This window comes from Sphingopyxis sp. DBS4, assembly GCF_024628865.1.
GTDB lineage: Bacteria > Pseudomonadota > Alphaproteobacteria > Sphingomonadales > Sphingomonadaceae > Sphingopyxis.
Genome location: NZ_CP102384.1, coordinates 943,568 through 968,966, shown reverse-complemented (window position 1 = coordinate 968,966; position 25,399 = coordinate 943,568). Strand labels below are relative to the sequence as shown.

Here is a 25,399-nt window from a genome sequence, read left to right as displayed (position 1 = left end):
AAATCGTCAGGCCGAGCGCGCGACCAGCACGCAGCCGATGGCGATCAGCATCGTCCCCGCGCCCCGCGCGAGACCGACATGCTCGCCAAGATACAGCGCCCCGGCGAGCATCGTCAGAATGAAGCCCATGCCGACAAAGGGGTAAACAAGCGACAGGGGCGCGCGGCCGAGCACGAACAGCCAGAGCAAGGCCCCCACCCCGTACAGCCCCAGCCCCGCCAGCACCCAGGGAGACTGGATCAGCCCGCCGAGTTCTCCCGCCACGCCCTGCGCACGGCCTGCCGCTGCCGCGCCGGTGCCCACTTTGAGCGCAAGCTGGGCCAAAGCGGACAGGCCGACACTGGCGAGGATGAGCAGGAACAGGCGCAAGGTCATGGACGGGATTACCGTGTAGGGGATCGATGTTGGCCTACCCTACTGATTCAGGAATAAAAATATGGTGAAGCGCCTGCATTTGCCTGTCAACACGCTTTGGTGGGGCAAGAGGCGCTTCGATATTCGGGGCAATGCAAGATCATTGACCGGTAGAAGGTGTCTGAATCGGTGGATCGCCGCACCATTCGTTTCCGCTGCGGGGATCGCCATCGGACCGCGCCCCACCCTTGTCGATGCCGGAATATCGAATGTTTGATATGACGCCGGCCTTTCAGCATATAGCCCAGAGGCTTGGACCAGCCGAATCGTGTGGAACCCGCGTTTTCCCTGCAGTTTGACGCGGCGAAACACATGCGAATGGTTTGCGGCTACCAATGATTTTTAGCGCATGATAGGGCGCAACGATGGACAGGATCGCAAACAAACTCAACCGGTTGTGGAAAGAGCGCGTGCACCGCGCCGCAGCGCGTGCTGTTCTGGATACACCGCCGATCACGCCTGCCGACGACGGACTTATATTGTTCTCGATGATCGGCACGCGCGTGCTGTTGCCCTATTTGGTTGCGGTCAAATCCTTGCATGCAAGACTGCGGCGGGGGCGGATCGTCATTCTTGACGACGGCACATTGACAAGCTCCGATCGGGACGTGCTGGCCGCGCACCTTGGGAATCCACGGCTTTTGTCGATCTCGGATGTCGATACGGGACCGTGTCCGCGCGGCGGCACATGGGAACGACTGCTCACGATCCTCGATTTGCGAGCGGGCGACTATGTCATTCAGCTCGATTCCGATACGGTCTCCCTTGGCGATATGCCGGAAATTGCCGAAGCTATCGCATCCAACCGCAGCTTCACATTGCGCGGCGATCCCGATTCCGAATATCTGTCCTTTGCCGAAACGGCATCTCGTCTTGAAGATGAGGAATATCTCTACAATCCCTCCGTGCATGTGCAGGGCGCGATCGAATGCGGTCTCGACAGGATTTCGCTGCCGATGCTGAGCAGCCCCCGCTATGTTCGGGGTTGTTCCGGCTTTGCCGGGTTCGCGCGGAGCGATGGCGGGCGGACGCTCGCAGAAGCCTTCTCGGTCGAGGCGACGCGTTTGCTGGGAGCCGAGCGTTGGGCGCAATGGGGAACCGAGCAAGTAACGTCGAATATGGTTATCGCCAACGAGCCCGATTCCTTGCTCCTGCCTTATGACCACTATCTCAATTTCTGGGATAGAGGGATACCGGCCGACGCACGCTTTGTTCACTTCATCGGAAGTTGCCGGTTTAACGGTCGGGCTTATATCGACGCGACGCGTGCAGCCATTTCCACCCTGCAACAAGGGGTCGGGGCGCGGGATTCCTAATCGGCTTCGATGCTCTTCCCGCGGACAAGTCGAATCAGATCATCGATCGTTTCGCGCGCGAACAGCACCAGCCACGCGCAATAGATCAGGCCGCCCGAGAAAATGAGGAGGGCCAGCCGGATTGCTTGAGGCAATGACGGCAACATATGATCGATCATACCCACCATGATCGCCATGGCGGCAGCGGCCAATATGGGCGGGGCTGCCGCCCGGATGAAGACCGCCGGTCGAATCCCGATGATCGGCAAGGAACGCGCGGCGGAATAGGCCAGGAGAAGCGGATAGGCGAACAGCCAGGCCCAGGCGATGCCGGCAATCCCCCATCGAGCGCCGACCAGAAAGGTCACCGGCATCAAGAGTGCGCCAGCAGCCGCATTGCCCGATCCAATGCCGGGGCGCCCGAGGGCGTCGGTCGCCGGACGCAAGAGGGTGAACAGGGTCCAGAAAGGCATGGCAAGCGCCAGCGGCAGAAGCAGCGGCACGATTTCGCGCCACTTTTCGCCCAGCAATGTGAGCACCAGCGGCTCCGCAACGGCGGCAAGGCCGAAGAAAAACGGCATCGCGGCGACCATGATGGCGCGGGTCGAGCGCGTGAACCCCGCGGCCAAGGCCGGGCGATCGTCCTGCATTCGCGAATAGGCCGCGAAAGCCACTTCGTTCAACGGCGGCACCACCTTGTTGTTGAAAATCTGCGTCAGCAACAAGGCCGTCGTGTAGACCCCGACCAGATGCGGATCGAACCAGCGGCCGGCGACCAATATATCTGCCTGACTTTGCACGAAGCCGAAAAACTGCCCTACGGCCACCAGCCCACCGTAGCGCGCGATCGCCCCCGCACCGCGGAAATCGAAGCTGGGCCAAAGCCACATCCGCGCTGCGACCGTCAGTCCCAGCGCCCGCGTCGCGAACAGCGCGATCGGCGCCCAGACCAGCGCCCAGACTCCCCAGCCCGCCAATGCGCCGCCCAGCGCCACCGCTGCCCCGATCAGCGCGGACAGCATGTTGACTTGCGCTTGGCGACGAAATTCCAGCGTGCGCGCGAGCTGCGCATAGGCAAGCGAAGAAAAGGGAGTGGTGAGATAAATGAGGGATTGCACGCGCAGCAGGTCCGCTACCCTCGGTTCGCGATAATAGGCCGCGGCCAGCGGTGCGCATGCGATTTGCGCGAGAGCGAGCGTTCCATTGAGCAGCAGTAGCAGCCCGAAAATCTGCCGCATCGCGCGCTTATCGATATCCTGGCGCTGGATCACGGCGCTCGCGAGCCCCTGACCATTGAGCAGGGTCAGCAGCATCAACATGACCTGCGTCAGCGCAAAAAGGCCATAGTCTTCGGGCGTCAGAATGCGAATGACAAGGAAGGTGGCCGCCCAGGCGATAATCTGTCCCGCGATCTGAGAACCCGAACGCCAGATGACGGCGCGGCGTATCCGATGGGCGAAATCGGGCTCCGGCTCCATTCCGGGTGTCATGGTCTTTTTACGGGGTAGCGTGTCGCCTGCCATGACGTCTTACCTAGCACTTATAAGTTCGCAAAGCGTTGCCACGATGCGTGCGCCATCAACGGGACGGGCTCGCCCTTGCCGAGCGTATAGTCGCTGACGCAAGGTTGCACCACGGATGTCCGACAGGCTTTCACCCATTGCGGTTTGCGTCCCGGCCATGCGTTGAAAGAATGTTGAGATTGCTTCTCCGCAATCGCTGTCATCGCAGCGGCTTTGGGTGGAGTATACGGAGAAGCCTTGATTTGCAGCGTCTATGGAGGATGTTTCCGCGAAGGCGGGAATAGGGCTTTAATGCACCGTGTCGAGCGCGCTCTCGATCGAAAGATAGGTGATCAGCCGCTCGATCTGTCGCCAGCGCGCAAAATGGAGGTGATTGCCGAGCACGCGATATTGTTCCGCGCGCGCCGCCGCCGCGAAGCCCGCTTCCTCGCCATGCTCGCGAATCAGCATGGCGGCATCGTCGACCGCGGTGCGGTCGGCTAGAAAAGGTGCTGGCAGTTGCATGCTGTCCCCGGCCCGTTGCATCGGCACCGCTCTACCCCGAACGCCTGACCAGCCCGTTCCCGACCGTGATGAACGTCCAGGTAAGGTTAATGCGGATGCCGCCCGGATTAACCAACATGCTGCGCCAATCGCCCCTTTGCCGCCGCCTCATCGCGGTGTAAGACCGGTTTCATGCGCAAAATCCTGAAAATTGCCGGCCTCGTCCTCGCCCTTCTGATCGTGGTCGCCGTCGCCGCTTATTATTGGCTGTCGCGGCCCGACGTCGCGCGCTTTTCGACCGCCGAACTCAGCGGCCGCGTGCCGGTGATGGCGGCGCAGCGCGGCCAGGTCATCCCGACCATGAACGTGCCGGAGGCGACAAGCTGGCCCGCCGGTCAGGCCCCGCATGCCGCCGAGGGACTGACGGTCGCGCGCTTTGCCGAGGGGCTGGACCATCCGCGTTCGATCTTCGTGCTGCCCAACGGCGACGTGCTGGTCGCCGAAGCAGAGAGTCCGCCGCGCGACACCTCGGGGATCGAGAACAAGATCATGGCCCGCCTGATGAGCAAGGCCGGTGCCGGCGGCCAATCGGCGAACCGCATCACGTTGCTTCGCGACGCCGACGGCGATGGCAAGGCCGAGGTCAAAAGCGCCTATATCACCGGCCTCAACTCGCCCTATGGCATGGCGCTGGTCGGCAAGACGCTCTACGTCGCGAATACCGACGCGATCCTCGCCTTTCCCTATGTCGAGGGCGAGACGAAGATGAGCGGCAAACCGAAGAAGATCGCCGACCTGCCCGCAAAGGGCACCAACCGCCACTGGACAAAGAGCCTCGTCGCGGCGCCCAACGGCTGGCTCTATGTCGGGGTCGGCGCCGATTCCAACATCGGCGAAAAGGGCATGGGCAACGAAACCCGCCGCGCCAGCGTGCTCGAGGTGCGGCCCGAGAACGGCTATGTCCGCACCTATGCCGCGGGCATCCGCAATCCGGTCGGGCTCGCTTACTATCCGGGCAGCGACCGACTGTGGGCGGTGGTCAACGAGCGCGACATGCTCGGCAGCGACGTGGTGCCCGACTATATGACCACCGTCGACGAAGGCGATTTCTTCGGCTGGCCCTGGTATTATTGGGGTGGCTTCGTCGATCCGCGCGTTCCGCCCGAGGAAGAGGATCGCCGCCAATATGTGAAGCGCCCGGACTATGCGCTCGGCGCCCACGTCGCGCCGCTCGGCTTCACCTTCACCAACGGGCTGGCGCTCGGCGAGCGCTGGGCGAACGGCGCGCTGATCGCACGGCACGGATCGTGGAACCGCGAGCCGGTGGCGGGCTATGACGTGATCTTCGTCAAGTTCGGCGCGAACGGCAAGCCGGTCGACGCGCTGCCCGTCCCCTTCCTCGACCAGTTCCTCGCCAAGGACAGCAAGACGACCCGCGGCCGCCCCGCCGACGTCAAGGTCGCGAAGGACGGCAGCGCGCTGGTCGCCGACGATACGGGGAATATGATCTGGCGGGTGGCGAAGGCGGGGTAACGCCAAGACACCTCGTCATTGCGAGCGTGAGGCTCGAGAACCGAATCGTCATCCCGGCGAAGGCCGGGATCTCGCCGTATCGACCTAACGCACCGGTGAGATCCCGGCCTTCGCCGGGATGACGAGATAAGCAGGAAAGTGTCTCAGTATAATCCGATCAGGGTCTTAGACCCGCATCGGCATCAGCACGTACAGCGCCGGGCTCTTCTCGCTCTCGCGGATCAGTGTTGGCGCATTCGCGTCGGCGAGGTGCAGTTCGACGCTGTCGCCGTCGACCTGGCCCAGGATGTCGCTGAGATATCGGGCATTGAAGCCGATCTCCATCGCGTCGCTGTCATAGCCCGCGGCGAGTTCTTCGGCCGCGGTACCGTTTTCGGGGCTGGTCACGCTCAGCGTGATGCGATCCTTGTCGAGGCCGACCTTGACCGCGCGGGTCTTTTCGCTGGCGATCGTCGACACGCGGTCGACGCCCTGGAACAGACTCTTTGGATCGACCTTGAGCAGCTTGTCGTTCGCGGTCGGGATAACGCGGCTGTAATCGGGGAAAGTGCCGTCGATCAGCTTCGAGGTCAGCACGGCATTGCCGAGCTGGAAGCGGATCTTCGACGCCGACAGGCTGATCTCGACATTGCCTTCGGCCTCGTCGAGCAGCTTGCGGATCTCGCCGACGCATTTGCGCGGGACGATGACGTCGGGCATGCCGGTGGCGCCGTCGGGGCGCGTCACCGTGTAGCGCGCGAGGCGGTGGCCGTCGGTTGCCGCCGCCTTCAGCACCGGTCCCGTCGCATCTTCGGCGACGTGGAAGAAGATGCCGTTCAGATAGTAGCGCGTTTCCTCGGTCGAGATGGCGAAGCGCGTCTTGTCGATGATCTGGATGAGTTCCGCGACCGGCAATTCGAAGCTGGTCGGCAGGTCGCCCTCGGCGATCACGGGGAAATCGTCACGCGGCAGCGTCGGCAGGTTGAAGTTCGAGCGGCCAGCCTTCACCTGCATCTTGCCCTCGGCGGCGGCGAGGCTGACTTCGGCGCCTTCGGGCAGCTTGCGCGCGATCTCGAACAAGGTGTGCGCCGACACGGTCGTCGTGCCGGGGGTTTCGACCTTCGCCGCGATCGTTTCGACGACCTGGAGATCGAGGTCGGTCGCCATCAATTTGAGCTGACCGGTCGCATCGGCTTCGATCAGGACGTTCGACAGGATGGGGATGGTATTGCGCCGTTCGACCACCGACTGGACGTGGCCGAGGCTCTTCAGAAGCACTGCGCGTTCGATCGTCGCTTTCATTCTAATCCGCCATCCTCAGTATCTTGCGGGAGAAGTCCCCGAAGGCCGTCATCGCGGGCGCGGCGGCGCCCCGATTCCCTGCCCCCGTAAAAATGTCCACCTTCCTTAACGAACGCATCGCGCCGCGCAAGCCATGCTTGCAAATCAGCCGCTTTCGCGCAATCGAGGCGCGATGCGCCGCGCGGCTTTCCTCCTGTTCCTGTCCTTGGCGCTGCCTCCCTTTGCCGTGGCCGCCGCGCCGGCCGCGCTCGGCATCTTCGACGGCTGGGGGGCGTTTCGCGATCCCGGCACCCCGCGCTGCTACGCCATCGCCGCGCCCGCCGCGACGATCGGCAAGCCGCAGACCAAGGCCTATGCCAGCATCGGCTATTGGCCGAAGTCGCGCATTCGCGGGCAATTCTACGTCCGCCTGTCGAAGGAACGCGGCACCGGGCGCGAGCTTCGCCTGACGGTCGGCAGCCGCCGCTTCATCCTGACCGGCAACGACGCGCATGGCTGGGCGAGCGACGCGCGGATGGACGCCGCGATCATCGCCGCGATGCGATCGGCACCGAGCATGAGCGTCGAAAGCGCGACCGCGACGGGCGGCGCGATCGCCGACACCTATCGCTTGCGCGGCGCCGCCACCGCGATCGATGCAGCGGCACTGGGGTGCGCCAGCTTTCGCTGAGGCCGTTCGGAAAAGCGACGGATTTCCGCGCAACTTCACTCGCAATTCATTCTCTTTCGCCGCCCGGGACTTGATCGAAGGGCGACGACAGCAAAAAAGCGGCTCGCGAGGAAAATGGCAGAAAACTGCGCAACTTCACTCTGAATCGCGCTGACGGCGAAAAAGGCCGATCACGACATTCCCAAGACATGGCTTCACCCGCGCATCATGGCCGACACCCAGGCCAGCACGAAAGACAGGAAGGAGAACAGCACCAGAATAGCCGCCAGGATGCGAGCCTTGCGGCCCTTGACTGGGCGCTTGAGCCCAAGGCGCAGTTCGCGTCGCCGCCAAGTAATCACGGCAAGCGTGAGAAGCGGAAGGTTGATGACCGCCCACATAAAAGGAATCTGGGCGCCCCATGACGTGGTGAAGAGAGAAAGAACCCCCAAGCCAATGAAGCCCGCCGGTATGGAAATATAACCGGCGGTCTTGATCCGAAGTTTCAGATCGTCCTCGGCCCATTCGGCCTCGAGCGCCTGCTGCTCGGTTTCTTCCGCCGGTCCCCAATCTTCTTCAGGCGTATAAAGCCATTCCTCGAAAGCGTTGTCGCCGAGTTGCTTGCGTGCCTTCAGCAGCCCATCGAATGGCGCAGCAGCATTGCCGGAATCCTGCGATCTTTCCAAATACCCCCTCCCGGCCAATCATCGCCAACCACGGCATGACCCCGTCTTCCGTTCCATTTGAACCACGCGCAAACATATTAGGAAAGCGGTATTTCGACAGGATCGAACCCACCTATTCCCGCGCCAGTCGGGTCAGCGCGCCCGCCAGGAAATCGAGGACGATGCGCACCCGCGGCACATGACGCAGCCGTTCGTGGGTGAGCAGCCACAGGCCCGTCGTATCGTCGGCCTTGGGCGGGATGCAGCGGATGAGGTCGGGTTCGTGGTCGGCGAGAAAGGCCGGCAGGATGGTGAGCCCCATTCCCGAGCGCACCCCGGCGAGCAGGCCCGCCGCCGAATCATATTGCATGACCACCGACTCCTCGAGCCGATATTGCCGGAGCCACGCGCGATAGGGTTCCCAGACCGAGCCGCCGCCGCCGATGAAGGGGTGGGTCGCCAGTTCCTCGCGGCTGTGCGGAATGCCGTGGCGGTCGGCATAGTCGCGGCTGCAATAGAGCGTCCAGCCATTGTCGGCGATGCGCCGCCCGACGAGGCCCGCGCCTGCCGGCTGCTTGCTGCTGCGGATCGCGATGTCGGCGGCGCCCGTCGCGAGATCGCGCGGATCGTCCGACGTGTCGAGGTGGATATGGATTTCGGGATGCGCCGCGCGCAGGTCGCGCAGGATCGGCGGCAGGACGGTGATCGCGAAAATCTCCATCACCGTGACGCTGACCGCACCGCCCGCGTCGCGCGAGCGGGCGCCCGCCGCCTCGTCGAAGCGATCGGCGGCGTCGCGGACCGCCAGCGCATTCGCCAACATCGCTTCACCCACCGGGGTCAACGCATAGCCCGCCTGACGGCGTTCGAAGAGGGTAAGCCCCATCGCCGCCTCTAGCGCCGCGATGCGGCGGGCGACCGTGGTCTGGCTGACGCGCAGCGCGCGCGCCGCCGCGAGCGTGCTGCCGCTCTCCGCGACGGCAAGGAAATAGCGAAGATCGTTCCAGTCGAACATGATGTCTTGTGCGCGATACGCGCGATGGCCGCATTCTGCAATTTTGCAGAATGGCCGCGCAACATCGTTGCTCCCGCCGTGGGGAGCCGGGGATTATCTCCCGTCCTGCCGGCTTCCTCCCCTCCTTATCAGCCGGTCGATGGAGACAAAGATGAGCAAGATTCTGATCCTCGCCGCTCTCGCTGCCGCGCCGTTGGCCCAGCCCGTTCTCGCCCAGCCCACTGGGCCGCGCACAGCGACGGTGGCGCATACCGACCTGGACCTGAGCACCGCAAAAGGCGTCAAGGCGCTCGACCGCCGCATCTGGCGCGCCGTCGTCGCGGTGTGCGGCACCGCACCCGACTATGACCTCGAAGGCAAGAATGACGTTCGCGCGTGCCGGCGCGACACGCGCATCCTCGCGGCGGCCGAGGCCGAGCAGGTGATCGCCGATGCGGCGCGGGGCCAGCCGATCCGCATCACGACCCGTGCCAGATAAATCGTCCGGCGGGTGCGTTATCCGCGCCCGTCGAATGCCGTCCGCGCCGCTTCCACCCGATCGAGATTGATTTCCGCCCATTGCCACACGCCGCAAAAGGCTTCTCCGAGGCTATGCCCCAGCGCCGTCAGACTATATTCGACCTTGGGAGGAACGACCGGGTGGACCTTGCGGTGGACCAGTCCGTCGCGTTCCATGGCGCGCAGCGTCTGGGTCAGCATCTTCTGGCTGATACCGGGAACAAGCTGCGCGAGGCGCGTGAAACGACAGGTGCCATGCTCCTCCAACTCTTCGAGTACAAGCAGCGTCCATTTGTCCGCGACTCGTCCGATCAGGTCGTTGACGAGCATTTCGACACGCGGGTCGACGGGCACCTCGGGGTCATAGACGCGTTTTTCCGGTTGCGGCATGGCAGGAAAATCCATTTCTCTCTTTCAGGTAAGTATAGCACCTTTCGGTGCCTTCTTTCCTTTGGAGAGTATAGGAATAAATAGACCTCCTCACCACCCCGAACGAGGAACTCTCCATGAAAACCACAGGCAACACCATTCTCCTCTCCGGCGGCGGCTCGGGCATCGGGCTCGCGCTCGCGCAGCGTTGGCACGACGCGGGCAATGTCGTGATCGTCACCGGCCGCAACGCAGCAAAGCTGGAAGCCGCGACCGCGGGTCGCGCGAATTTGCACGCCCGGGTGCTCGACATCACCGATCCGGCGGCGATCGCGGCCTTTGCAACCGAGATCGTGGCGGCCTTTCCGGCGCTCAACATCATCGTGAACAACGCGGGCGTGATGATGTACGAACGGGCGGACGCAAAGCGCGACCTGGCCGACGCGGAGGCGACGGTCGTCACCAACATCCTCGGCCCGATCCGGCTGATCGACGCGCTGGTCGATCACCTGACGGCGGCGGCGGACAGCGCGATCGTCAACGTCACGTCGGGGCTTGCCTTTGTGCCGCTGCCCAAGGCGCCGACCTATTCGGCGAGCAAGGCGGCGCTGCACAGCTATACGCAGGCACTGCGCGTCCAGTTGGAAGGCAAGGTCGAAGTGATCGAACTCGCGCCGCCCGCAGTCCGTACCGAACTGACGCCGGGGCAGTCGACGCGCGAGGCCTATATGCCGCTCGATGCTTTTGCCGACGAAGTGATGGGGCTGTTCGCGCAGACACCGACGCCGGCGGAAATATTGGTGCAGAACGTCCTGCTGCTGCGTAATGCCGAAGCCGATGGCGCGGTGGCGGAGCGACTGGCGTTTCTGAAGAACCTGTAACCCTGTCTTCAGATCGTCATTGCGAGCGGAGCGAAGCAATCCAGAGTCTCCTTGCTCCGCCCTGGATTGCTTCGTCGCTGCGCTCCTCGCAATGACGAGAGCGAGAATTGCGCTTTTTGCCCTTCCCGCCTATATGCGCGCGCATCATGCAGATTCCTGGCCATATCGACCCAGTCACCACGGGCACCGTTCCCCTGCGCGGGGGCAACCGCATCGACCTGGTCGGGCTGACCCGCGACGCGATCGGCGGCGTGCTGGTCGAGGCCGGGCTCGACGCCAAGGCGGCGAAGCTGCGCGCGAAACAGATCTGGCACTGGATCTATCATCGCGGCGTCACCGATTTCGAGGCGATGACCGATATCGCCAAGGCGATGCGCCCGTGGCTGACCGACCGCTTCATCATTGGCCGCCCCACCGTGCGCGAGGCGCAGGTGTCGAACGACGGGACGCGCAAATGGCTGCTCGCCGCCGCCGACGGCCAGGAATATGAGATGGTCTTCATCCCCGACGCCGATCGGGGAACGCTGTGCGTGTCGAGCCAGGTCGGATGCACGCTCAACTGCCGCTTCTGCCACACCGGGACGATGCGCCTCGTCCGCAATCTGGCGGCGGGCGAGATCGTCGGGCAGGTGCTGCTCGCGCGCGACGCGCTCGGCGAATGGCCCAAGGGGACGATGGCCGGCTTCGGCCCCGATCCCGAGGATGACGACGCCGACGAAGGCGGCAGCCATTACACCGCCGACGGCCGGATGCTCACCAACATCGTGATGATGGGGATGGGCGAGCCGCTCTATAATTTCGACGAGGTCAAGGGTGCGCTGAAGATCGTCATGGACGGCGACGGGCTGGCGCTGTCGAAACGGCGCATCACTTTGTCGACGAGCGGCGTCGTGCCGATGATGGCGCGCGCGGGCGAAGAGATCGGCGTCAACCTCGCGGTGTCGCTGCACGCGGTCAGCAAGGAGGTGCGCGACGAGATCGTGCCGCTCAACCGCAAATATGGCATCGAGGAATTGCTCGCGGCCTGCGCCGCCTATCCCGGCGCGAACAACGCGCGGCGCATCACCTTCGAATATGTGATGCTGAAGGACAAGAACGACAGCGACGACGACGCGCGCGAGCTCGTCCGGCTGATCAAGCACTATAATCTGCCCGCGAAGGTCAATCTGATCCCGTTCAATCCGTGGCCCGGCGCACCCTATGAATGTTCGTCGCCCGAGCGGGTGCGCGCGTTCAGCAGCCTGATCTTCAAGAGCGGGATTTCGGCGCCGGTCCGCACGCCGCGCGGGCGCGACATCATGGCCGCGTGCGGCCAGCTCAAGAGCGCGGCGACCAAGCCGACCCGCGCCGAACTCGACCGCATCGCCGAGGAAAAACAGGCGGCGCTGGGCTGAAACATCGGCCCGGGCAAGTCTCGGCCATCCCGGCGAAGGCCGGGATCTCGACCTCGCATCATGACGCATCGGCGAGATCCCGGCCTTCGCCGGGATGACGGATTGAGGCGTTCTCCCCCGCATACCTATGCTGTGTTGTAAAAATAACACAGGTAAGAAAATTGTCATATTCTGAACGATCCATTCATTGCAGCGACAGCCGCGAAGGCCATTTAGAGCCCCGGGCCGCGACCCAAAGGGCGTGGTCCGAAGGAATGAAAAGGAAAAGATTATGAAGAAGTTCGCAGTTGCTGCCGCTCTCCTCTCGGCTGCCGTCGCCACCACCCCTGCCTTTGCTGCCGATGGCGGCGAAGCCCGCGTCGAAGTGCGCGGCGGTTACATCACCGGCAGCGGTTTCGACGACGCCACCCTCGGCGTTGCGGGCGGCTATGATTTCGACCTCGGCTCGACCGCTTTCGGCGGCGCCGAAATCGCCGGCGACAAGGTCCTGATCGACGGCGCCAAGGTCCAGTTCTCGGCCGGTGGTCGTGCGGGCGCCAAGATCGGTGCCAACGGCAAGCTCTATGCCAACGCCGGTTACACCTTCGGCCAGATCGACGATCCCTATGTCGGTGCCGGCTACCAGCACAAGCTGGGCCAGAACCTGTACGGCAAGGTCGAGTATCGCCACCAGTTCCTCGGCAACAACGTCAACGACTTCGACACCTTCGCTGTCGGTCTCGGCTTCGCGTTCTGATCTTTCGGAACAGCGATATGACACGGAAAGGGGCGACCTGCGGGTCGCCCCTTTTCTTTTGTGGGAATGGCCGGAAGCGGCCGATCTTGCTCTTCGTCATCCCGGACTTGATCCGGGATCCATTCCCGCAGCGTTGAAAGAATGGATCCCGGATCAAGTCCGGGATGACGAAAGAAAAGGACGCAACTCGCATTCCAAGCTGCTCTCCCCTTCCCTTTCCCATCCACCCGCGCCACGGTGCGCGCATGACCGCCTTCGCCTATATCGCCGCTGCACTGGCAGAGATCGCCGGATGCTTCGCCTTCTGGGCGTGGCTGCGGATGGACAAGTCGGTCTGGTGGACCCTGCCGGGGCTGGCGTCGCTGGCGCTGTTCGCGTGGTTGCTGACGCTCGTCGATACCGATCATGCCGGGCGCGCCTATGCCGCTTATGGCGGGGTCTATATCGTCGCGGCGCTGTTGTGGCTGTGGGCGGTCGAGGGCGCGCGGCCCGACCGCTGGGATCTGATCGGCGCCGCGATCTGTCTCGGCGGCGCGGCGCTGATCCTGTTCGGTCCGCGCGGGGGCTGACGATCCCGCGCGGCGCCGAGTTTATTTGAGCGCGTCGAGCGAAGCGCCGAAATTGATGTGATAGGGCTGACCGCCGAGCACGAGCGCGGGAACCGATTGGACGCCCGCGGCCTCCGCTTCCGCGACGCGACCCGGATTTTCGCCGAGGTGAACGCTTTCGACGGTATAGCGCGCGGGATCGATCGCTTCGGCGACTGCCTGTTCGGCATCGACGCAAACGCCGCAACCGGCGTGATAGAAAATCGCTTTCTGGGTCATCGTTCTTCTCCTTCGATCGATCGCAATGGTAGCGAGTCGATACAAATCATATGCCATCCGCAATATGGGTTGAGCAAATGGTTTTTAGTCGATACCATTTGCTCATGACCGACCGGCTATCCGACCTGCTGACTCGTGCGGCGCGGCTGATCGCGGGGGATGGCTATTGGGCGGGATTGAAGCCCGCCCAATGGCAGGCCCTGCGCTATCTTGCCGTCGCCAATCGCTTTTCCCGCACCCCCGGTGCGCTGACCGCGTGGCTGGGCCAGACGAAGGGGACGGTGTCGCAGACGGTCGCCGCGCTCGAACGCAAGGGACTGGTCATGCGGTCGGAGGATCGGGACGATCGCCGTCTCGTCCGGCTGGCGCTGACCCCGGCGGGACGAGCGCTGCTGGCCGAGGCCCCCGAAACGGTCGCCGATGCGATGACTGCCGGCCTGACCGGCGACGAGCGCGCCGCGCTCGCACCGCTGCTGGCACGCATGCTGACCGAACATCTGACGCGGCGCGGCTACCGTCCGTTCGGCCTGTGCGCCGAGTGCCGCCATTTCATCCGCAATGCTGCGGACGGTGCGCCCCATCGCTGCGGTCTGCTGGCACTGCCGCTGTCGGCCGAGGATGCCGGCGCGATCTGTGTCGAGCAGGAGGCGGCATGAGCATAAAGATCGACGCGGTACTGACCGGCAAGGCGCGCGCCTTTCGCGGCGACGAGGCGAGCGCGATCGGCAAGACGCCGTTCGAGGGCGCACGCGCCGTCCGCCGCCTCGGCATCGACGGCGACGAGCAGGCCGACCTGACGGTGCACGGCGGGGTCGACAAGGCGATCCATCATTATCCGCGCGACCATTATCGCTGGTGGGCGGAGGCGCTGGGCGGCCACGCCCTGCTGACGGCACCGGGCGCGTTCGGCGAGAATATCTCGACCGAAGGGCTGGTCGAAAGCGATCTTTGCATCGGCGACCGCTTCCGCCTCGGCACGGCGCTGGTCGAAGTCAGCCAGGGGCGCCAGCCGTGCTGGAAGCTGGGACACCGCTTCGGCATCGCCAGCGTCCCCGCGACGGTGGTGACGAGCGGGCGCAGCGGCTGGTATTATCGCGTGATCGAGGACGGCGCGGTCGCGGCGGGCGATACGCTCGACCTGATCGAACGGCCGCTGCCCGAATGGAGCGTCGAGCGGGTGTTCCGGCTACTGATCGGCGGCGCGGGCAAGCGCGAGCCGGGCGCATTGCGCGAGTTGGCTGCGATGGAAGCGCTGGCAACGACGTGGCGGGCGCGGGCGACGAAATTGCTGCCATAGAGCAGTATCTTTTTGACTGAATCGTCATCCCGGCGAAGGCCGGGATCTCGCCCTCGCTTCCTGACGCACCGGCGAGATCCCGGCCTTCGCCGGGATGACGAGATAAAGAAGGTATGGTTTCAGTCTAACCCCATCACATTCTACCCCTCCTCCCTTCGCTAATGGGCGTTCGGCAACGCATCCTCCACCAGCGGCGCAAGCCCCGCAGCCACGATCTTTACCCCTTCGGCATTGGGGTGGATGTGGTCGCCGAGCATCAGTTCGGGCTTCCCAACCACATTGTCGAGGATGAAGGGATAGAGGCTGGTGTCATATTTGGTCGCGAGTTCGGGATAGATGGGGTTGAATGTCTTCGCATAGTCCGGCCCCATGTTCGGCGCCGCGACCATGCCGGTGAGCACCACCGGGATGCGGCGCTTCTTGAGCTCGGCGAGCATCGCGTCGAGATTGGCGCGCGTCTGCGCGGCGTCGATCCCGCGCAACATGTCATTGCCGCCGAGCCCGAGCAGAACGAGCGCGGGCTTCGTCTTCGCATTGTCGAGCACATAGGCCAGCCGCTGGCGCCCCGCTGCGCTGGTGTCGCCCGAAACCCCGGCATTCTGGACCCGCGCGACGATGCCGTCGGCGGCGAGCGCCGCCTGCAATTGCGGTGCGAGCCCTTCCTTCGGGCCAAGCTGATAGCCGGCATAGAGGCTGTCGCCGAAGGCGATGATCAACGGCGCGTTCGCCGGCATCGCCGCCGCTTTTGCCTCACCAGTCTTGTCCTTGGTCGACGCGGCGGGGGCGTCGGCCGAACCGCAGGCGGCGAGCGGTTGGCAAAGCGCGATTACGCAACCATATATCAAGGCAGAACGCCATCCGGCCGTTTTCATTTCCAAAGGGCTCCTTCTTGACCGACGCCTCACGAGCTTCGCCGGACTTGGCGCCTGATCCCGTGATCGCCGCCCATAATGTGACGCTGACGCTGGGGAGCGACAAGGCCCCGGTCGAAATATTGCGCGGGGTCGATCTGGAGGTCGAAGCCGGAACTTCGGTCGCGCTGCTCGGGCCGTCGGGGTCGGGGAAAAGCTCGCTGATGGCGGTGCTTGCCGGGCTCGAGCGCGCGGGCGGCGGGACGATCCGCGTCGCAGGGCTCGATTTCGGCGCGATGGACGAGGATGCGCTGGCGCGCGCGCGGCGCGGGCGGATCGGCATCGTGCTGCAGGCCTTTCACCTGCTGCCGACGATGACCGCGCTCGAAAACGTCGCGGTGCCGCTCGAACTGGCGGGGATCGCCGATCCGTTCGGCAAGGCGCGCGCCGAACTCGAAGCGGTGGGGCTCGGCCATCGCCTGACCCATTATCCCGCGCAGCTTTCGGGCGGCGAGCAGCAGCGCGTCGCGATCGCCCGCGCGATGGCGAGCGCGCCCGCGATCATCTTCGCCGACGAGCCGACGGGCAATCTCGACACCGCGACGGGGCAATCGATCATCGAGCTGATCTTCGCCCGCCGCGCTGCGCTGGGCGCGACCTTGCTGATCATCACCCACGATCCCGAACTGGCCGAGCATTGCGACCGCGTGGTCGTGATGCACGACGGGCGGATCGAGGAACGCGCGTGAGCGGCGTCGAACGATCCTCCCCCATCGGGGGAGGGGGACCACCCGAAGGGTGGTGGAGGGGCGCAGGCAGATCGATGCACGGTCGAAAGAAGGCGCAGAGAGGCACCTGCCCCTCCACCATGCTTCGCATGGTCCCCCTCCCCGTGCCGGGGAGGATCTGATGCTTCCCTTCGCCACCCTCTGGCGGATTGCGCGGCGCGACCTCGCGGCGCGGATTCGCGGGCTTCGGTTGCTCGCAGTCTGCCTGTTCCTCGGCGTCGCGACGCTCGCCGCGATCGGCAGCCTGACGAGCGGCATCACTTCCGAACTCGAAGCGCGCGGGCAGACGATCCTCGGCGGCGATATCGAGTTCAGCCTGCCGCAGCGCGAAGCCACGGGCGAAGAGATGGCGGGGTTCCGCAGCATCGGCACGCCGTCCTCGACGGTGCGGCTGCGCGCGATGGCGAACGCGCCGGGCGGCGATGCGCTGCTGTCGGAATTGAAGGCGGTCGACGGCGCCTATCCGCTATATGGCACGATGCGGCTGGAGAGCGGTGCGCGGCGCGGCGCACCGCCGTCGGGCGCGATCTGGATCGGCAAGGACCTCGCCTCGCGGCTCGACCTGAAAGTCGGCGGGCCGTTGAAGTTCGGCGAAAGGACCTTCCGGATCGACGGCATCATCGCCGAGGAGCCCGACCGGCTGGGCGAGGGTTTCGCGCTCGGCCCGGTCGCGATCATCGGCTTGGCCGACCTGGCCGCGACGCAGCTTATCCAGCCGGGCAGCCTCTACGAAAGCAAATATCGCGTCCGCCTGCCCGCGGGCGCCGATCCCGCGGCGACCGGGAAACGGCTGACCGCAGAGTTTCCCGAAGCGGGCTGGAAGGTCACGGATCGCAGCAACGGCGCGCCGGGAACACGGCGTTTCATCGAGCGGATGGGGCAATTTCTGGCCCTCGTCGGCCTCGCCGCGCTGGTGATCGCGGGGATCGGCGTCGGCAACGGCGTCGCGAGCTATCTCGCCGGCAAGCGGCCGGGGCTGGCGACGCTCAAGATTCTCGGCGCCGACAGCGCGGCGATCCTGCGCATCTATGGCCTGCAGATCCTCGCCGTCGCCGCGGCGGCGATCGGCGCGGGGCTGGTGGTCGGTGCGCTCGCGCCGAGCCTCATCGGCTGGATCGCGGGCGACGTGCTGCCGGTGCGGCCGGGCTTCGCGCTCTATCCGCTGCCGCTCGCGGTGAGCGCCGCCTATGGCCTGCTGATCGCCATCGCCTTCGCGCTGCCGCCGCTCGCGGCGACGCGGCATGTGCCGGCGGCGGGACTCTATCGCGCGACGGTCGACGGCACGGCGCGGATCGACCGGCAGACGGTCATCGCGGTCGGCGCAGCGCTGGCCGCCATCGTCGCGCTGGCGGTCGGCACCGCGCGCGATCCGCTGTTCGCGCTGTCGTTCATCGGCGCGGCGGCGGCACTGTTGCTGATCCTCGTCGGGCTCGGCTGGCTGGTGCGGCGCACCGCGAGCCGCCTCCCGCGGCCGAAGCGACCGCTGCTGCGCCTCGCGCTCGCCAATCTGCACCGGCCGGGCGCGGCGACCGGCGCGCTCGTCGTCGCCCTCGGGCTGGGCCTCACCCTCTTCGTCACCCTCGCCGCGATCCAGACGAGCATCACCGCCGAGATCGCGCGCACCGTGCCGCAGCGCGCGCCAAGCTTCTTCGTCCTCGACATCCCGCGCGACCGCACGGGTGACTTTCGTTCGCTGGTGACCGATGCCGCGCCCGATGCCGCGATCAACATGATTCCGGCGCTGCGCGGCAGCATCACCGAATTTCATGGGCAACGCGTCGACGAGCTGGCCGAACTGCCCGAAGGCGCCTGGGTGCTGCGCGGCGATCGCGGGCTGACCTACAGCCCTACCTTGCCGAGCGGCAGCACGCTGGTTGGCGGCGCATGGTGGCCGGCCGATTACAAGGGGCCGCCGCTGGTCAGCGTCGAGCAGGAGGTCGCAGCATCGCTGGGGCTGAAGCTCGGCGATACGCTGTCGGTCAATGTGCTCGGCGTCGAGGTGCAGGCCAAGGTCGCGTCGCTGCGTACCGTCGAGTGGGACAATTTCGGGCTCAACTATGTCCTCGTCTTCTCGCCCGGCGCCTTCGACGCGGCGCCGCACAATATGGTCGCGACCGTCGCGGTGCCGCCGAAGGCCGAGGCCGGGCTCGCGCGCAGCATCCCGCGCGCCTTCCCTTCGGCCTCGCTGATCGAGGTGCGCGACGTCGTGTCGCAGGTCACGACCCTGCTCACCCAGATGAGCCAAGCGATCGCCGCGGCGGCGAGCATCGCGATCCTCGCCGGCATCGCGGTGCTGATCGGCGCGATCGCGGCGAGCCGCGAGCGGCGCGTCTACGACAGCGTCATCCTGAAACTGCTCGGCGCCACGCGCGGGCAGATATTGGGGGCGCAGGGGCTGGAATATGCGGTGCTTGCGGGGATATTGGCGCTGCTTGCGCTGGGGCTCGGCCTTGCCGGCGCCTGGTATGTCGTGACGCAGCTTTTCGATTTCCGCTTCGCGCCCGATCCGGCGATCGTCGGCGCAACGCTGCTCGGCGGCGCGGGCCTGTCCTTCCTGATCGGGATCGCGGGAAGCTGGCCGCTGCTCTCGGCCAAGCCCGCGCAGGCGCTGCGGAGCCTTTAGGACAGCAACCGCACCACCGCCGAGATTGCGGCAACGCCCAGTACGACCGCGACCATCGCCTGCCACACATGCGGCGGCACGCGGCCGAACTGGCGACCGCCGACACGGTTGCCGAGCCACATGGGCACGAAAAGCAGCAGCGCGAGCAGGAACAGGCGCTGCGTCGCGATCCCGACCCATAGCGCCGCCGCGGTGCCGGCAATCGCGGTGAGGAAGAAGATCAGCAGCATCGACGCGCGCGCGGTCTTGGGCTCGAGGCGGCGGCGCAGATAGAAGGGCACGACCGGCGGCCCCGGCATCGCGGCGAAGCCGGTGAGGATGCCCGAGGCGACCCCGGTACCGATCACCGCGGCGCGGCCCGGCCTGTGCCCCTCGGGCTGTTTGGGGAGCAGCACGGCGACGAACGCCCCCACCGCGACCACCGTGATCAGCAGCCGCGCGACATCGGGCCGCGTTACGCCCAGCACCGCCATGCCGATGGGGGTCGTCACCATCGCGATCAGCCCGATCGGCAGCGCCGTGGCGCGGTCGGCATCGGCATGGATCAGCCCCAGCCCGACCGGCCCGATCAGCAGTTGCAGCAAGATGCCGAGCACCACCGCCTGTGCCGGCGGAATGATCAGCCCGAGCAGCGGCACGAGGATGATCGCCATGCCGAACCCGGTCAGCCCGCGCACAAAGGCCGCACCGAACGTCATCACCGCCGCACCGATGAGCGTCAGCGGCGCGAAGCCGAGGATCGGGTGCAGGCCGGTCAAGCCGTGCGCAGATCCGGCGGCGTCGCTTCGCCCTTCAGCATCGCGATCGCCTCGGCGAGCGGCAGGATGCGCTGGCCGTCCTGGCCGAGGGTGCGGATCGCGACCGTGCCTTCGTCAGCCTCGCGCTTACCTACGACGAGCAGGTACGGAACCTTCTGCAGGCTGTGCTCGCGCACCTTGTAGTTGATCTTTTCGTTGCGCAGGTCGGCCTCGACGCGGACGCCGGCGGCGGTGAGCTGCTCGACGGCGTCCTTCGCATAATCGTCGGCATCGCTGACGATCGTCGCGACCACCGCCTGCACCGGCGCGAGCCAGGTCGGGAACCGGCCGGCGAAATGCTCAATCAATATGCCGATGAAGCGCTCGTAGGTGCCGAGGATGGCGCGGTGGAGCATCACCGGGCGGTGGCGTTCGCCATCCTCGCCCACATAGGAGGCGTCGAGGCGTTCGGGCATCACGCGGTCGGACTGGATCGTCCCGCATTGCCACGTCCGGCCGATCGCGTCGGTCAGGTGGAATTCGAGCTTGGGGGCATAGAAGGCGCCCTCGCCCGGCAGCTCCTCCCAGCCATAATCGTCGTTCGCCATACCCGCGCGTTCGACGGCTTCGCGGAGTTCAGCCTCGGCCTTGTCCCACATCTCTTCGGTGCCGAAGCGCATATCGGGACGCAATGCGAGCTTTACGGCATATTTTTCGAACCCGAGCTGCTTGTAGACGCGGTCGAGCAGCGCGCAGAAATCGCGCACTTCCTCGACGATCTGGTCCTCGCGGCAGAAGATATGGCCGTCGTCCTGCGTGAACTGGCGCACGCGCATGATGCCGTGCAGCGCGCCGTGCGGCTCGTTGCGGTGGCAGCAGCCCATTTCGGCCATGCGCAAAGGCAGGTCGCGATAGCTCTTGATCCCCTGACGGAAGATCAGGACATGCGCGGGGCAGTTCATCGGCTTGAGCGCCATCCACTCGGCGTCGTTCGAGACGATCGGCCCCTCATCCTCGGTGTTCGGGATTTCGTCGGGGATGACGAACATATTCTCGCGATATTTGCCCCAGTGGCCCGACTGCTCCCACTGGCGCGCGTCCATGACCTGCGGGGTCTTGACCTCCTGATAGTCGGCGCCGTCGATCGCGCGGCGCATATAGGCCTCAAGCTCGCGATAGATGCGATAGCCCTTGGGGTGCCAGAAGACGCTGCCGTGCGCCTCTTCCTGGAGGTGGAACAGGTCCATCTCGCGCCCGATCTTGCGATGGTCGCGCTTCGCGGCCTCTTCAAGGCGCACGAGATGTTCGGCGAGCTGCTTTTTGTTGAGCCAGCCGGTGCCGTAGATGCGCGAAAGCTGCGCATTCTTCTGATCGCCGCGCCAATAGGCGCCCGACACGCGCGTCAGCTTGAACGCGGCGGGATCGAGCTTGCCGGTCGAGGCCAAGTGCGGCCCGCGGCACATGTCCATCCAGCCTTCGCCGCTGCGGTAGACGGTCAGTTCCTCGCCCTCGGGCAGTTCGGCGGCCCATTCGGCCTTGAACGTCTCGCCCTCGGCGCGCCATTTGGCGATGAGCTTGTCGCGCTCCCACACTTCGCGCGTGAGGGGAAGGTCGGCGGCGATGATGCGGCGCATCTCCTCCTCGATCAGCGGCAGTTCGTCGTCGCGGAACGCGCCATGCTCGGCGGTCGGGGCGAAGTCGTAATAGAAGCCGTCGTTCGTCGAGGGGCCGAAAGTGATCTGCGTGCCCGGAAACAGGCTCTGCACCGCTTCCGCCAGCACATGCGCATAATCGTGGCGCACGAGTTCGAGCGCGTCGGCCTCGTCGCGGCTCGTCACCAGCGCGAGGTTGGTATCTTCCTCCAGCGGACGCATGATGTCGCGCAGTTCGCCGTCGATCTTCGCGGCGAGCGCGGCCTTGGCGAGACCGGGGCCTATGTCCGCAGCGATCTGCGCCGGGGTGGTTCCGCGCGCGACTTCACGGGCAGAGCCATCGGGAAGGGTGACGCGGATCATCTGGGACATCGGGAAAAGGAGCCTTTCTGGGCAGGATTGCCGCGCTCCTTTGCCAGCGCGCGAAAGCAGCGGCAAGGGCCGTTTTCATGCCCAGGGGTTGCAATGATACATTGTATCATTATGTGCGGTGCCATCCGCCCGCCGAAAGCCCTGTTCCGAAAGCCCCACCATGTGCCTCCCCGCCCGCCCTTCGCTGCGCTCGCGCGCCGCCGACCTGCTCGGCGTCGGCCTGTCGCTCGCCTGCCTGATCCATTGCCTCGCGCTGCCGCTGCTGCTGCTCGCGGCGCCGGCGCTCAGCGCCTGGCTGGCGCTGCCCGAGGCGTTTCACGCGATCGTCCTGCTGCTCGCGGCGCCGGCGGCGGCGCTCGCGCTGTCGGACGGGTGGCGGCGGCATCGGCATCCTTATCCCGTCGCGGCGGCGCTGACGGGTATCGCGCTGCTCGCCGCCGGGCTCGCCGCGCATGAAGGCTGGATCGCGGGGCTCGATCCCGAAACCGGCGACCGCCTGCTCACCTCGCTCGGCGCGCTCGGTCTGGCGAGCGCCCACATCGCCAATTGGCGGCTCCGCCACGGCAAGACTCCGCCCGGCATCTGAACGCGCGGGGTTGGCTTACTTGTCATTGTGTAAATGACGCTTGACAATCACAAATCATGATGTCAATGTCCCTTTACTGATTAACAAGGGAGCTTGACCAATGCCGAAAACCCTCCGCATCCTCGCCCTGCCCGCCGCGATCGCGGCCCTTGCAGGGGCGGCCGGGCTGGTGTCGCCCGGCCTGACCAGCACGCTGATCGTCGCGCTGCCCGCCTTCACCGCGGCGCTGCTGATCGCCAAGCGGCACGAAGCCGCGCTGGCGAAAGGCTGAAGCGATGGCGATGAATCCCGCGCAGCGGCGCTATATCGGCCGCATGATCCCGGTCAGCATCGCTTATGTGGCCGCGATCTTCCTTGCCAGCAGCCTCGTTCCGAACGGGTCGCCCGCGACCCCGTTGACCGTCGCCATCGCGCTGGTCCCCGGCCTTGCGGTCGTCGGCTTCATCTGGGCGATGGGCAGCTATTTGTTCGAGCTCAAGGACGAATATGTGCGGCTGCTCGAAGTGCGCAAGGCGCTGATCGCGACCGCCCTGACCCTGGGCGTCAGCGCGACCTGGGGGATATTGGAGATCTACACCAATGTGCCGCGCCTCGCGATCTTCTGGGTCTTTCCGATCTGGTGCGTCGGCCTTGCCATCGGCGGGCTGGTCAACCGGCTGACGCTCGGGGCCGGCGGAGGGTGTCCATGAGGAACCGCCTCAAGGTGCTGCGCGCCGAGCGCGACTGGAGCCAGGGGGATCTGGCCGAGCGGCTCGAAGTGTCGCGCCAGTCGGTCAACGCGATCGAGACGGGGAAATATGACCCCTCGCTCCCCCTCGCCTTTCGCATCGCCGACCTGTTCGGCCTCCCCATCGAAGAGATTTTCCTGAAGGATTGATGATGAAAAAACTCGCTATCGCCGCTTTGTTCACTCTGCTGGTCGCGAACCTTGCCGGTCACGCCAACGCCGCGGAAGCCCCGACCGAGGGCGCCTGTTCGGCCGACATCACGCTCGGCAAGAGCGTGACGATCCTGAACGAGGGTCAGGGCCCCGACGTCATCCTGATCCCCGGCCTGTCGACCCCGCGCGCGGTGTGGGACCCGACCGCCGAGCGGCTGAAATCGAAATACCGGCTCCACATCGTCCAGATCCGCGGTTTCGGCGACGATGCCGGTCCGAACGCCGAGGGACCCGTGCTGCCGCGCGTCGTCGAGGATGTCCACGGCTTCATCGCCGACTGCATCGCCGGACAGGACCGTCCCGCCCCGGCGATCATCGGCCATTCGCTCGGCGGCCTGACCGCGATGATGATCGCGGCGCGCACCCCGGACGACGTCGGCAAGCTGATGGTCGTCGACAGCCTGCCCTTCTTCGGGATGCTGTTCGGCCCGACCGCGACCGTCGCCACCGTCGAACCGCAGGCGGCCGCGATGCAGAAGATGCTCGCCGCGAAGAGCAATGCGGAGGCCGACGACCAGACGCTGCAGATCATGTCGGCGACCGATACCGGGCGCGCCCAGGTCAAGGCGTGGACGGCCACCGCCGACGCCCGGGTGGCGGCACAGCTCATATACGACGACATGACCACCGACCTGCGCCCCGAACTCGGCGCGATCCGCGCGCCGCTGACGATGCTCTATCCCCTCGACGTGAGCGCGATGCCGGCCGCGATGGTCGACGGCCTCTACAAGGGCGCCTTCGCCACCGCAAAGACCGCGACGCTGAAGCGGATCGACGGCAGCCGCCATTTCATCATGCTCGACCAGCCCGCCGCTTTTGCCGCCGCGGTCGACGCCTTCCTCGCGAATTGACGGCTTCCCGGCGCGCCGCCCTTGCGGGAGAAAGCCTCTCCCGCTAGGGCGGCGGCAGCCGGAAAGGAGCCACCCCAGATGTTCAAGCGCCTGTTCGTCGATCACCCGAAGAGCGTCGATGAAAATTATGTCGAGCATTTCGGCGTCGCATCGAAATTCGGGGTGACGATGATCTTCGGCGGCCTCTGCGCACTGGTGCACGCGGTCGTCCCCGGCTGGTGCATCACCACCGGCAGCGACACGATCCGCCGCCTGAACCGGATCATGGTCGAACAGCGCGCCGCCAAGGGGCTCGCGACGATCCAGATGAACACGGTCGACTGGGTCATCTGACGCCGGTGGAAACACCCCCCCATTATCTCGACCGGTCCGATCGCCCGCGCCTTGCCTATCGCCATGTCGCGGGCCGGGGGCCGACGATCGTCTTTCTGCCCGGCTATATGTCCGACATGGCGGGCGGCAAGGCGACCGCCCTGTTCGATTGGGCCGCATCCGAAGGCCGCGCCTGCCTGCTGCTCGATTATGCCGGCTGCGGATTGTCGGACGGGCTGTTCGCCGACCAGACCCTGCTCGACTGGCGCAGCGATGTGCTCGACCTGATCGATGCGAAGACCGACGGACCGGTGCTGATCGTCGGATCGTCGATGGGCGGCTGGCTGATGCTGCTCGCGGCGCTCGCGCTGGTCCGGCGCGACGGGCCGAGGCGGATCGCGGGGCTCGTGGGCATTGCGGCGGCGCCCGACTTCACCGACTGGGGCTTCTCACCCGAGGAGAAGGCGATCATCCTCGCCGAAGGGGCGCTGGTCGAGGAGACGCCCTACAGCGACCAGCCCTATGTCACCACGCGCGGCTTTTTCCAGTCGGGCGAGGCGAACCGGCTGCTCGATGCCGACATCCCGCTCGCCTGTCCGGTGCGGCTGCTGCACGGGCAGGAGGATGGCGACGTTCCGCCCGAGATCAGCCTTCGCCTCGCCGCGGCGCTCGCCAGCGAGGATGTGCAGGTGACGCTGGTCAAGGGCGGCGATCACCGCCTGTCGCGCGACGGCGACATCGCGCTTTTGATCGATACCGTCGCGCATTTGGCGGCCGCAAATTAAACTTTGATTGAAAAAAATCCGTTCCCCCGCGAAGGCGGGGGT

The 25,399-nt window shown here is 65.7% G+C and carries 30 protein-coding genes; 19 read left to right on the top strand and 11 right to left on the bottom strand.

Annotation, left to right across the window (positions count from 1 at the left end):
• Positions 1–6: 6 nt before the first annotated feature.
• Positions 7–375: a hypothetical protein gene (locus NP825_RS04450; protein ID WP_257548803.1), complete on the bottom strand. Its 369-nt coding sequence runs from the start codon at positions 373–375 to the stop codon at positions 7–9.
• 404 nt (positions 376–779) lie between these two features.
• Here NP825_RS04450 and NP825_RS04445 point away from each other — a divergent pair, with 404 nt between their 5' ends.
• Positions 780–1,730: a hypothetical protein gene (locus tag NP825_RS04445; RefSeq protein WP_257548802.1), complete on the top strand. Its 951-nt coding sequence runs from the start codon at positions 780–782 to the stop codon at positions 1,728–1,730.
• On the opposite strand, the gene NP825_RS04440 is transcribed toward NP825_RS04445, so the two are convergent.
• Both NP825_RS04440 and NP825_RS04435 read right to left on the bottom strand, forming a co-directional pair.
• A complete protein-coding gene (locus tag NP825_RS04440; protein WP_257548801.1) occupies positions 1,727–3,187 on the bottom strand; it encodes a lipopolysaccharide biosynthesis protein in 1,461 nt (486 codons plus the stop codon). The two genes, NP825_RS04445 and NP825_RS04440, sit on opposite strands and share 4 nt — an antisense overlap.
• Positions 3,188–3,520: 333 nt before the next feature.
• Positions 3,521–3,736, bottom strand: coding sequence for a hypothetical protein (locus NP825_RS04435; protein WP_257548800.1), 216 nt, complete (start codon positions 3,734–3,736; stop codon positions 3,521–3,523).
• 171 nt (positions 3,737–3,907) lie between these two features.
• Here NP825_RS04435 and NP825_RS04430 point away from each other — a divergent pair, with 171 nt between their 5' ends.
• Entirely contained in the window at positions 3,908–5,248 is a 1,341-nt protein-coding gene (locus NP825_RS04430; protein WP_257548799.1) for a sorbosone dehydrogenase family protein, read from the top strand.
• Positions 5,249–5,413: 165 nt separating this feature from the next.
• Here NP825_RS04430 and dnaN read toward each other — a convergent pair whose 3' ends face one another.
• Entirely contained in the window at positions 5,414–6,529 is a 1,116-nt protein-coding gene (dnaN, locus tag NP825_RS04425) for a DNA polymerase III subunit beta (protein ID WP_257548797.1), read from the bottom strand.
• A gap of 172 nt (positions 6,530–6,701) precedes the next feature.
• Between dnaN and NP825_RS04420 the strand changes: the two genes are divergently transcribed.
• Entirely contained in the window at positions 6,702–7,199 is a 498-nt protein-coding gene (locus NP825_RS04420) for a hypothetical protein (RefSeq protein ID WP_257548795.1), read from the top strand.
• A gap of 194 nt (positions 7,200–7,393) precedes the next feature.
• Here the strand turns inward: NP825_RS04420 and NP825_RS04415 are convergent, their stop codons facing one another.
• Positions 7,394–7,864: a hypothetical protein gene (locus tag NP825_RS04415; RefSeq protein WP_257548793.1), complete on the bottom strand. Its 471-nt coding sequence runs from the start codon at positions 7,862–7,864 to the stop codon at positions 7,394–7,396.
• Between the two features lie 112 nt (positions 7,865–7,976).
• Positions 7,977–8,858 carry a LysR family transcriptional regulator gene (locus tag NP825_RS04410; protein WP_257548781.1) on the bottom strand — a complete coding sequence of 294 codons (882 nt, stop codon included), beginning with the start codon at positions 8,856–8,858 and terminating at the stop codon, positions 7,977–7,979.
• Positions 8,859–9,009: 151 nt separating this feature from the next.
• Here NP825_RS04410 and NP825_RS04405 point away from each other — a divergent pair, with 151 nt between their 5' ends.
• Complete coding sequence (locus NP825_RS04405; RefSeq protein WP_257548779.1) at positions 9,010–9,336, top strand: UrcA family protein; 327 nt, start codon at positions 9,010–9,012, stop codon at positions 9,334–9,336.
• A gap of 17 nt (positions 9,337–9,353) precedes the next feature.
• On the opposite strand, the gene NP825_RS04400 is transcribed toward NP825_RS04405, so the two are convergent.
• Entirely contained in the window at positions 9,354–9,746 is a 393-nt protein-coding gene (locus tag NP825_RS04400; RefSeq protein ID WP_257548777.1) for a helix-turn-helix domain-containing protein, read from the bottom strand.
• A 116-nt stretch (positions 9,747–9,862) separates the two neighbouring features.
• On the opposite strand from NP825_RS04400, the gene NP825_RS04395 reads away from it, so the two are divergent.
• The 4 genes from NP825_RS04395 to NP825_RS04380 all read left to right on the top strand — a co-directional run bounded on the left by NP825_RS04395 (position 9,863) and on the right by NP825_RS04380 (position 13,305).
• Positions 9,863–10,606: an SDR family oxidoreductase gene (locus NP825_RS04395; protein ID WP_257548774.1), complete on the top strand. Its 744-nt coding sequence runs from the start codon at positions 9,863–9,865 to the stop codon at positions 10,604–10,606.
• A gap of 146 nt (positions 10,607–10,752) precedes the next feature.
• Complete coding sequence (gene rlmN / locus NP825_RS04390; protein WP_257548772.1) at positions 10,753–12,000, top strand: 23S rRNA (adenine(2503)-C(2))-methyltransferase RlmN; 1,248 nt, start codon at positions 10,753–10,755, stop codon at positions 11,998–12,000.
• Positions 12,001–12,271: 271 nt separating this feature from the next.
• A complete protein-coding gene (locus tag NP825_RS04385; RefSeq protein WP_257548770.1) occupies positions 12,272–12,736 on the top strand; it encodes an outer membrane protein in 465 nt (154 codons plus the stop codon).
• 245 nt (positions 12,737–12,981) lie between these two features.
• The gene (locus NP825_RS04380) at positions 12,982–13,305 is read left to right on the top strand and encodes a YnfA family protein (protein ID WP_257548765.1); all 324 of its coding nucleotides are present in this window, start codon (positions 12,982–12,984) and stop codon (positions 13,303–13,305) included.
• 21 nt (positions 13,306–13,326) lie between these two features.
• On the opposite strand, the gene NP825_RS04375 is transcribed toward NP825_RS04380, so the two are convergent.
• On the bottom strand, positions 13,327–13,563 hold the full coding sequence (locus NP825_RS04375) for a thioredoxin family protein (RefSeq protein WP_257548763.1): 237 nt from the start codon (positions 13,561–13,563) through the stop codon (positions 13,327–13,329).
• 104 nt (positions 13,564–13,667) lie between these two features.
• Between NP825_RS04375 and NP825_RS04370 the strand changes: the two genes are divergently transcribed.
• Positions 13,668–14,219 (top strand): MarR family winged helix-turn-helix transcriptional regulator, encoded by a 552-nt coding sequence (locus NP825_RS04370; protein WP_257548761.1) that lies wholly within the window; start codon positions 13,668–13,670, stop codon positions 14,217–14,219.
• A complete protein-coding gene (locus NP825_RS04365) occupies positions 14,216–14,860 on the top strand; it encodes an MOSC domain-containing protein (RefSeq protein WP_257548758.1) in 645 nt (214 codons plus the stop codon). The genes NP825_RS04370 and NP825_RS04365 overlap by 4 nt, the downstream gene beginning before the upstream one ends.
• 158 nt (positions 14,861–15,018) lie before the next feature.
• On the opposite strand, the gene NP825_RS04360 is transcribed toward NP825_RS04365, so the two are convergent.
• Positions 15,019–15,732, bottom strand: coding sequence for an arylesterase (locus NP825_RS04360; protein ID WP_257548756.1), 714 nt, complete (start codon positions 15,730–15,732; stop codon positions 15,019–15,021).
• Positions 15,733–15,779: 47 nt separating this feature from the next.
• On the opposite strand from NP825_RS04360, the gene NP825_RS04355 reads away from it, so the two are divergent.
• Together NP825_RS04355 and NP825_RS04350 are read left to right on the top strand one after the other, a co-directional pair.
• Positions 15,780–16,460, top strand: a complete 681-nt coding sequence (locus tag NP825_RS04355) for an ABC transporter ATP-binding protein (protein WP_374046526.1) — start codon at positions 15,780–15,782, stop codon at positions 16,458–16,460.
• Between the two features lie 160 nt (positions 16,461–16,620).
• Positions 16,621–19,122, top strand: coding sequence for an ABC transporter permease (locus NP825_RS04350; protein ID WP_257548753.1), 2,502 nt, complete (start codon positions 16,621–16,623; stop codon positions 19,120–19,122).
• Here the strand turns inward: NP825_RS04350 and NP825_RS04345 are convergent.
• A complete protein-coding gene (locus NP825_RS04345) occupies positions 19,119–19,880 on the bottom strand; it encodes a sulfite exporter TauE/SafE family protein (RefSeq protein ID WP_257548752.1) in 762 nt (253 codons plus the stop codon). The genes NP825_RS04350 and NP825_RS04345 overlap by 4 nt on opposite strands.
• Positions 19,877–21,883, bottom strand: coding sequence for a threonine--tRNA ligase (thrS, locus tag NP825_RS04340; RefSeq protein ID WP_257548751.1), 2,007 nt, complete (start codon positions 21,881–21,883; stop codon positions 19,877–19,879). The genes NP825_RS04345 and thrS overlap by 4 nt, the downstream gene beginning before the upstream one ends.
• A gap of 160 nt (positions 21,884–22,043) precedes the next feature.
• Between thrS and NP825_RS04335 the strand changes: the two genes are divergently transcribed.
• From NP825_RS04335 to NP825_RS04305, 7 genes are all read left to right on the top strand, one after another.
• Positions 22,044–22,469 (top strand): MerC domain-containing protein, encoded by a 426-nt coding sequence (locus tag NP825_RS04335; RefSeq protein ID WP_257548750.1) that lies wholly within the window; start codon positions 22,044–22,046, stop codon positions 22,467–22,469.
• 100 nt (positions 22,470–22,569) lie between these two features.
• Positions 22,570–22,740 (top strand): hypothetical protein, encoded by a 171-nt coding sequence (locus NP825_RS04330; protein ID WP_257548748.1) that lies wholly within the window; start codon positions 22,570–22,572, stop codon positions 22,738–22,740.
• A 4-nt stretch (positions 22,741–22,744) separates the two neighbouring features.
• Positions 22,745–23,158, top strand: coding sequence for a hypothetical protein (locus NP825_RS04325; RefSeq protein WP_257548747.1), 414 nt, complete (start codon positions 22,745–22,747; stop codon positions 23,156–23,158).
• The gene (locus tag NP825_RS04320; RefSeq protein ID WP_257548746.1) at positions 23,155–23,346 is read left to right on the top strand and encodes a helix-turn-helix transcriptional regulator; all 192 of its coding nucleotides are present in this window, start codon (positions 23,155–23,157) and stop codon (positions 23,344–23,346) included. The genes NP825_RS04325 and NP825_RS04320 overlap by 4 nt, the downstream gene beginning before the upstream one ends.
• A 2-nt stretch (positions 23,347–23,348) precedes the next feature.
• Positions 23,349–24,260 carry an alpha/beta fold hydrolase gene (locus NP825_RS04315; protein ID WP_257548744.1) on the top strand — a complete coding sequence of 304 codons (912 nt, stop codon included), beginning with the start codon at positions 23,349–23,351 and terminating at the stop codon, positions 24,258–24,260.
• A gap of 78 nt (positions 24,261–24,338) precedes the next feature.
• Positions 24,339–24,593, top strand: a complete 255-nt coding sequence (locus NP825_RS04310) for a DUF6356 family protein (RefSeq protein ID WP_257548742.1) — start codon at positions 24,339–24,341, stop codon at positions 24,591–24,593.
• Positions 24,590–25,357, top strand: a complete 768-nt coding sequence (locus NP825_RS04305) for an alpha/beta fold hydrolase (RefSeq protein WP_257551302.1) — start codon at positions 24,590–24,592, stop codon at positions 25,355–25,357. The genes NP825_RS04310 and NP825_RS04305 overlap by 4 nt, the downstream gene beginning before the upstream one ends.
• Positions 25,358–25,399 lie beyond the last annotated feature (42 nt).

Bases quoted from the DNA above. Each gene is read 5' to 3' on its own strand.
- NP825_RS04450 (WP_257548803.1), bottom strand. From the start codon at position 375: ATGACCTTGCGCCTGTTCCTGCTCATCCTCGCCAGTGTCGGCCTGTCC.
- NP825_RS04445 (WP_257548802.1), top strand. From the start codon at position 780: ATGGACAGGATCGCAAACAAACTCAACCGGTTGTGGAAAGAGCGCGTG.
- NP825_RS04440 (WP_257548801.1), bottom strand. From the start codon at position 3,187: ATGGAGCCGGAGCCCGATTTCGCCCATCGGATACGCCGCGCCGTCATC.
- NP825_RS04435 (WP_257548800.1), bottom strand. From the start codon at position 3,736: ATGCAACTGCCAGCACCTTTTCTAGCCGACCGCACCGCGGTCGACGAT.
- NP825_RS04430 (WP_257548799.1), top strand. From the start codon at position 3,908: ATGCGCAAAATCCTGAAAATTGCCGGCCTCGTCCTCGCCCTTCTGATC.
- dnaN (WP_257548797.1), bottom strand. From the start codon at position 6,529: ATGAAAGCGACGATCGAACGCGCAGTGCTTCTGAAGAGCCTCGGCCAC.
- NP825_RS04420 (WP_257548795.1), top strand. From the start codon at position 6,702: ATGCGCCGCGCGGCTTTCCTCCTGTTCCTGTCCTTGGCGCTGCCTCCC.
- NP825_RS04410 (WP_257548781.1), bottom strand. From the start codon at position 8,858: ATGTTCGACTGGAACGATCTTCGCTATTTCCTTGCCGTCGCGGAGAGC.
- NP825_RS04405 (WP_257548779.1), top strand. From the start codon at position 9,010: ATGAGCAAGATTCTGATCCTCGCCGCTCTCGCTGCCGCGCCGTTGGCC.
- NP825_RS04400 (WP_257548777.1), bottom strand. From the start codon at position 9,746: ATGCCGCAACCGGAAAAACGCGTCTATGACCCCGAGGTGCCCGTCGAC.
- NP825_RS04395 (WP_257548774.1), top strand. From the start codon at position 9,863: ATGAAAACCACAGGCAACACCATTCTCCTCTCCGGCGGCGGCTCGGGC.
- rlmN (WP_257548772.1), top strand. From the start codon at position 10,753: ATGCAGATTCCTGGCCATATCGACCCAGTCACCACGGGCACCGTTCCC.
- NP825_RS04385 (WP_257548770.1), top strand. From the start codon at position 12,272: ATGAAGAAGTTCGCAGTTGCTGCCGCTCTCCTCTCGGCTGCCGTCGCC.
- NP825_RS04380 (WP_257548765.1), top strand. From the start codon at position 12,982: ATGACCGCCTTCGCCTATATCGCCGCTGCACTGGCAGAGATCGCCGGA.
- NP825_RS04375 (WP_257548763.1), bottom strand. From the start codon at position 13,563: ATGACCCAGAAAGCGATTTTCTATCACGCCGGTTGCGGCGTTTGCGTC.
- NP825_RS04370 (WP_257548761.1), top strand. From the start codon at position 13,668: ATGACCGACCGGCTATCCGACCTGCTGACTCGTGCGGCGCGGCTGATC.
- NP825_RS04365 (WP_257548758.1), top strand. From the start codon at position 14,216: ATGAGCATAAAGATCGACGCGGTACTGACCGGCAAGGCGCGCGCCTTT.
- NP825_RS04360 (WP_257548756.1), bottom strand. From the start codon at position 15,732: ATGAAAACGGCCGGATGGCGTTCTGCCTTGATATATGGTTGCGTAATC.
- NP825_RS04350 (WP_257548753.1), top strand. From the start codon at position 16,621: ATGCTTCCCTTCGCCACCCTCTGGCGGATTGCGCGGCGCGACCTCGCG.
- thrS (WP_257548751.1), bottom strand. From the start codon at position 21,883: ATGTCCCAGATGATCCGCGTCACCCTTCCCGATGGCTCTGCCCGTGAA.
- NP825_RS04335 (WP_257548750.1), top strand. From the start codon at position 22,044: ATGTGCCTCCCCGCCCGCCCTTCGCTGCGCTCGCGCGCCGCCGACCTG.
- NP825_RS04330 (WP_257548748.1), top strand. From the start codon at position 22,570: ATGCCGAAAACCCTCCGCATCCTCGCCCTGCCCGCCGCGATCGCGGCC.
- NP825_RS04325 (WP_257548747.1), top strand. From the start codon at position 22,745: ATGGCGATGAATCCCGCGCAGCGGCGCTATATCGGCCGCATGATCCCG.
- NP825_RS04320 (WP_257548746.1), top strand. From the start codon at position 23,155: ATGAGGAACCGCCTCAAGGTGCTGCGCGCCGAGCGCGACTGGAGCCAG.
- NP825_RS04315 (WP_257548744.1), top strand. From the start codon at position 23,349: ATGAAAAAACTCGCTATCGCCGCTTTGTTCACTCTGCTGGTCGCGAAC.
- NP825_RS04310 (WP_257548742.1), top strand. From the start codon at position 24,339: ATGTTCAAGCGCCTGTTCGTCGATCACCCGAAGAGCGTCGATGAAAAT.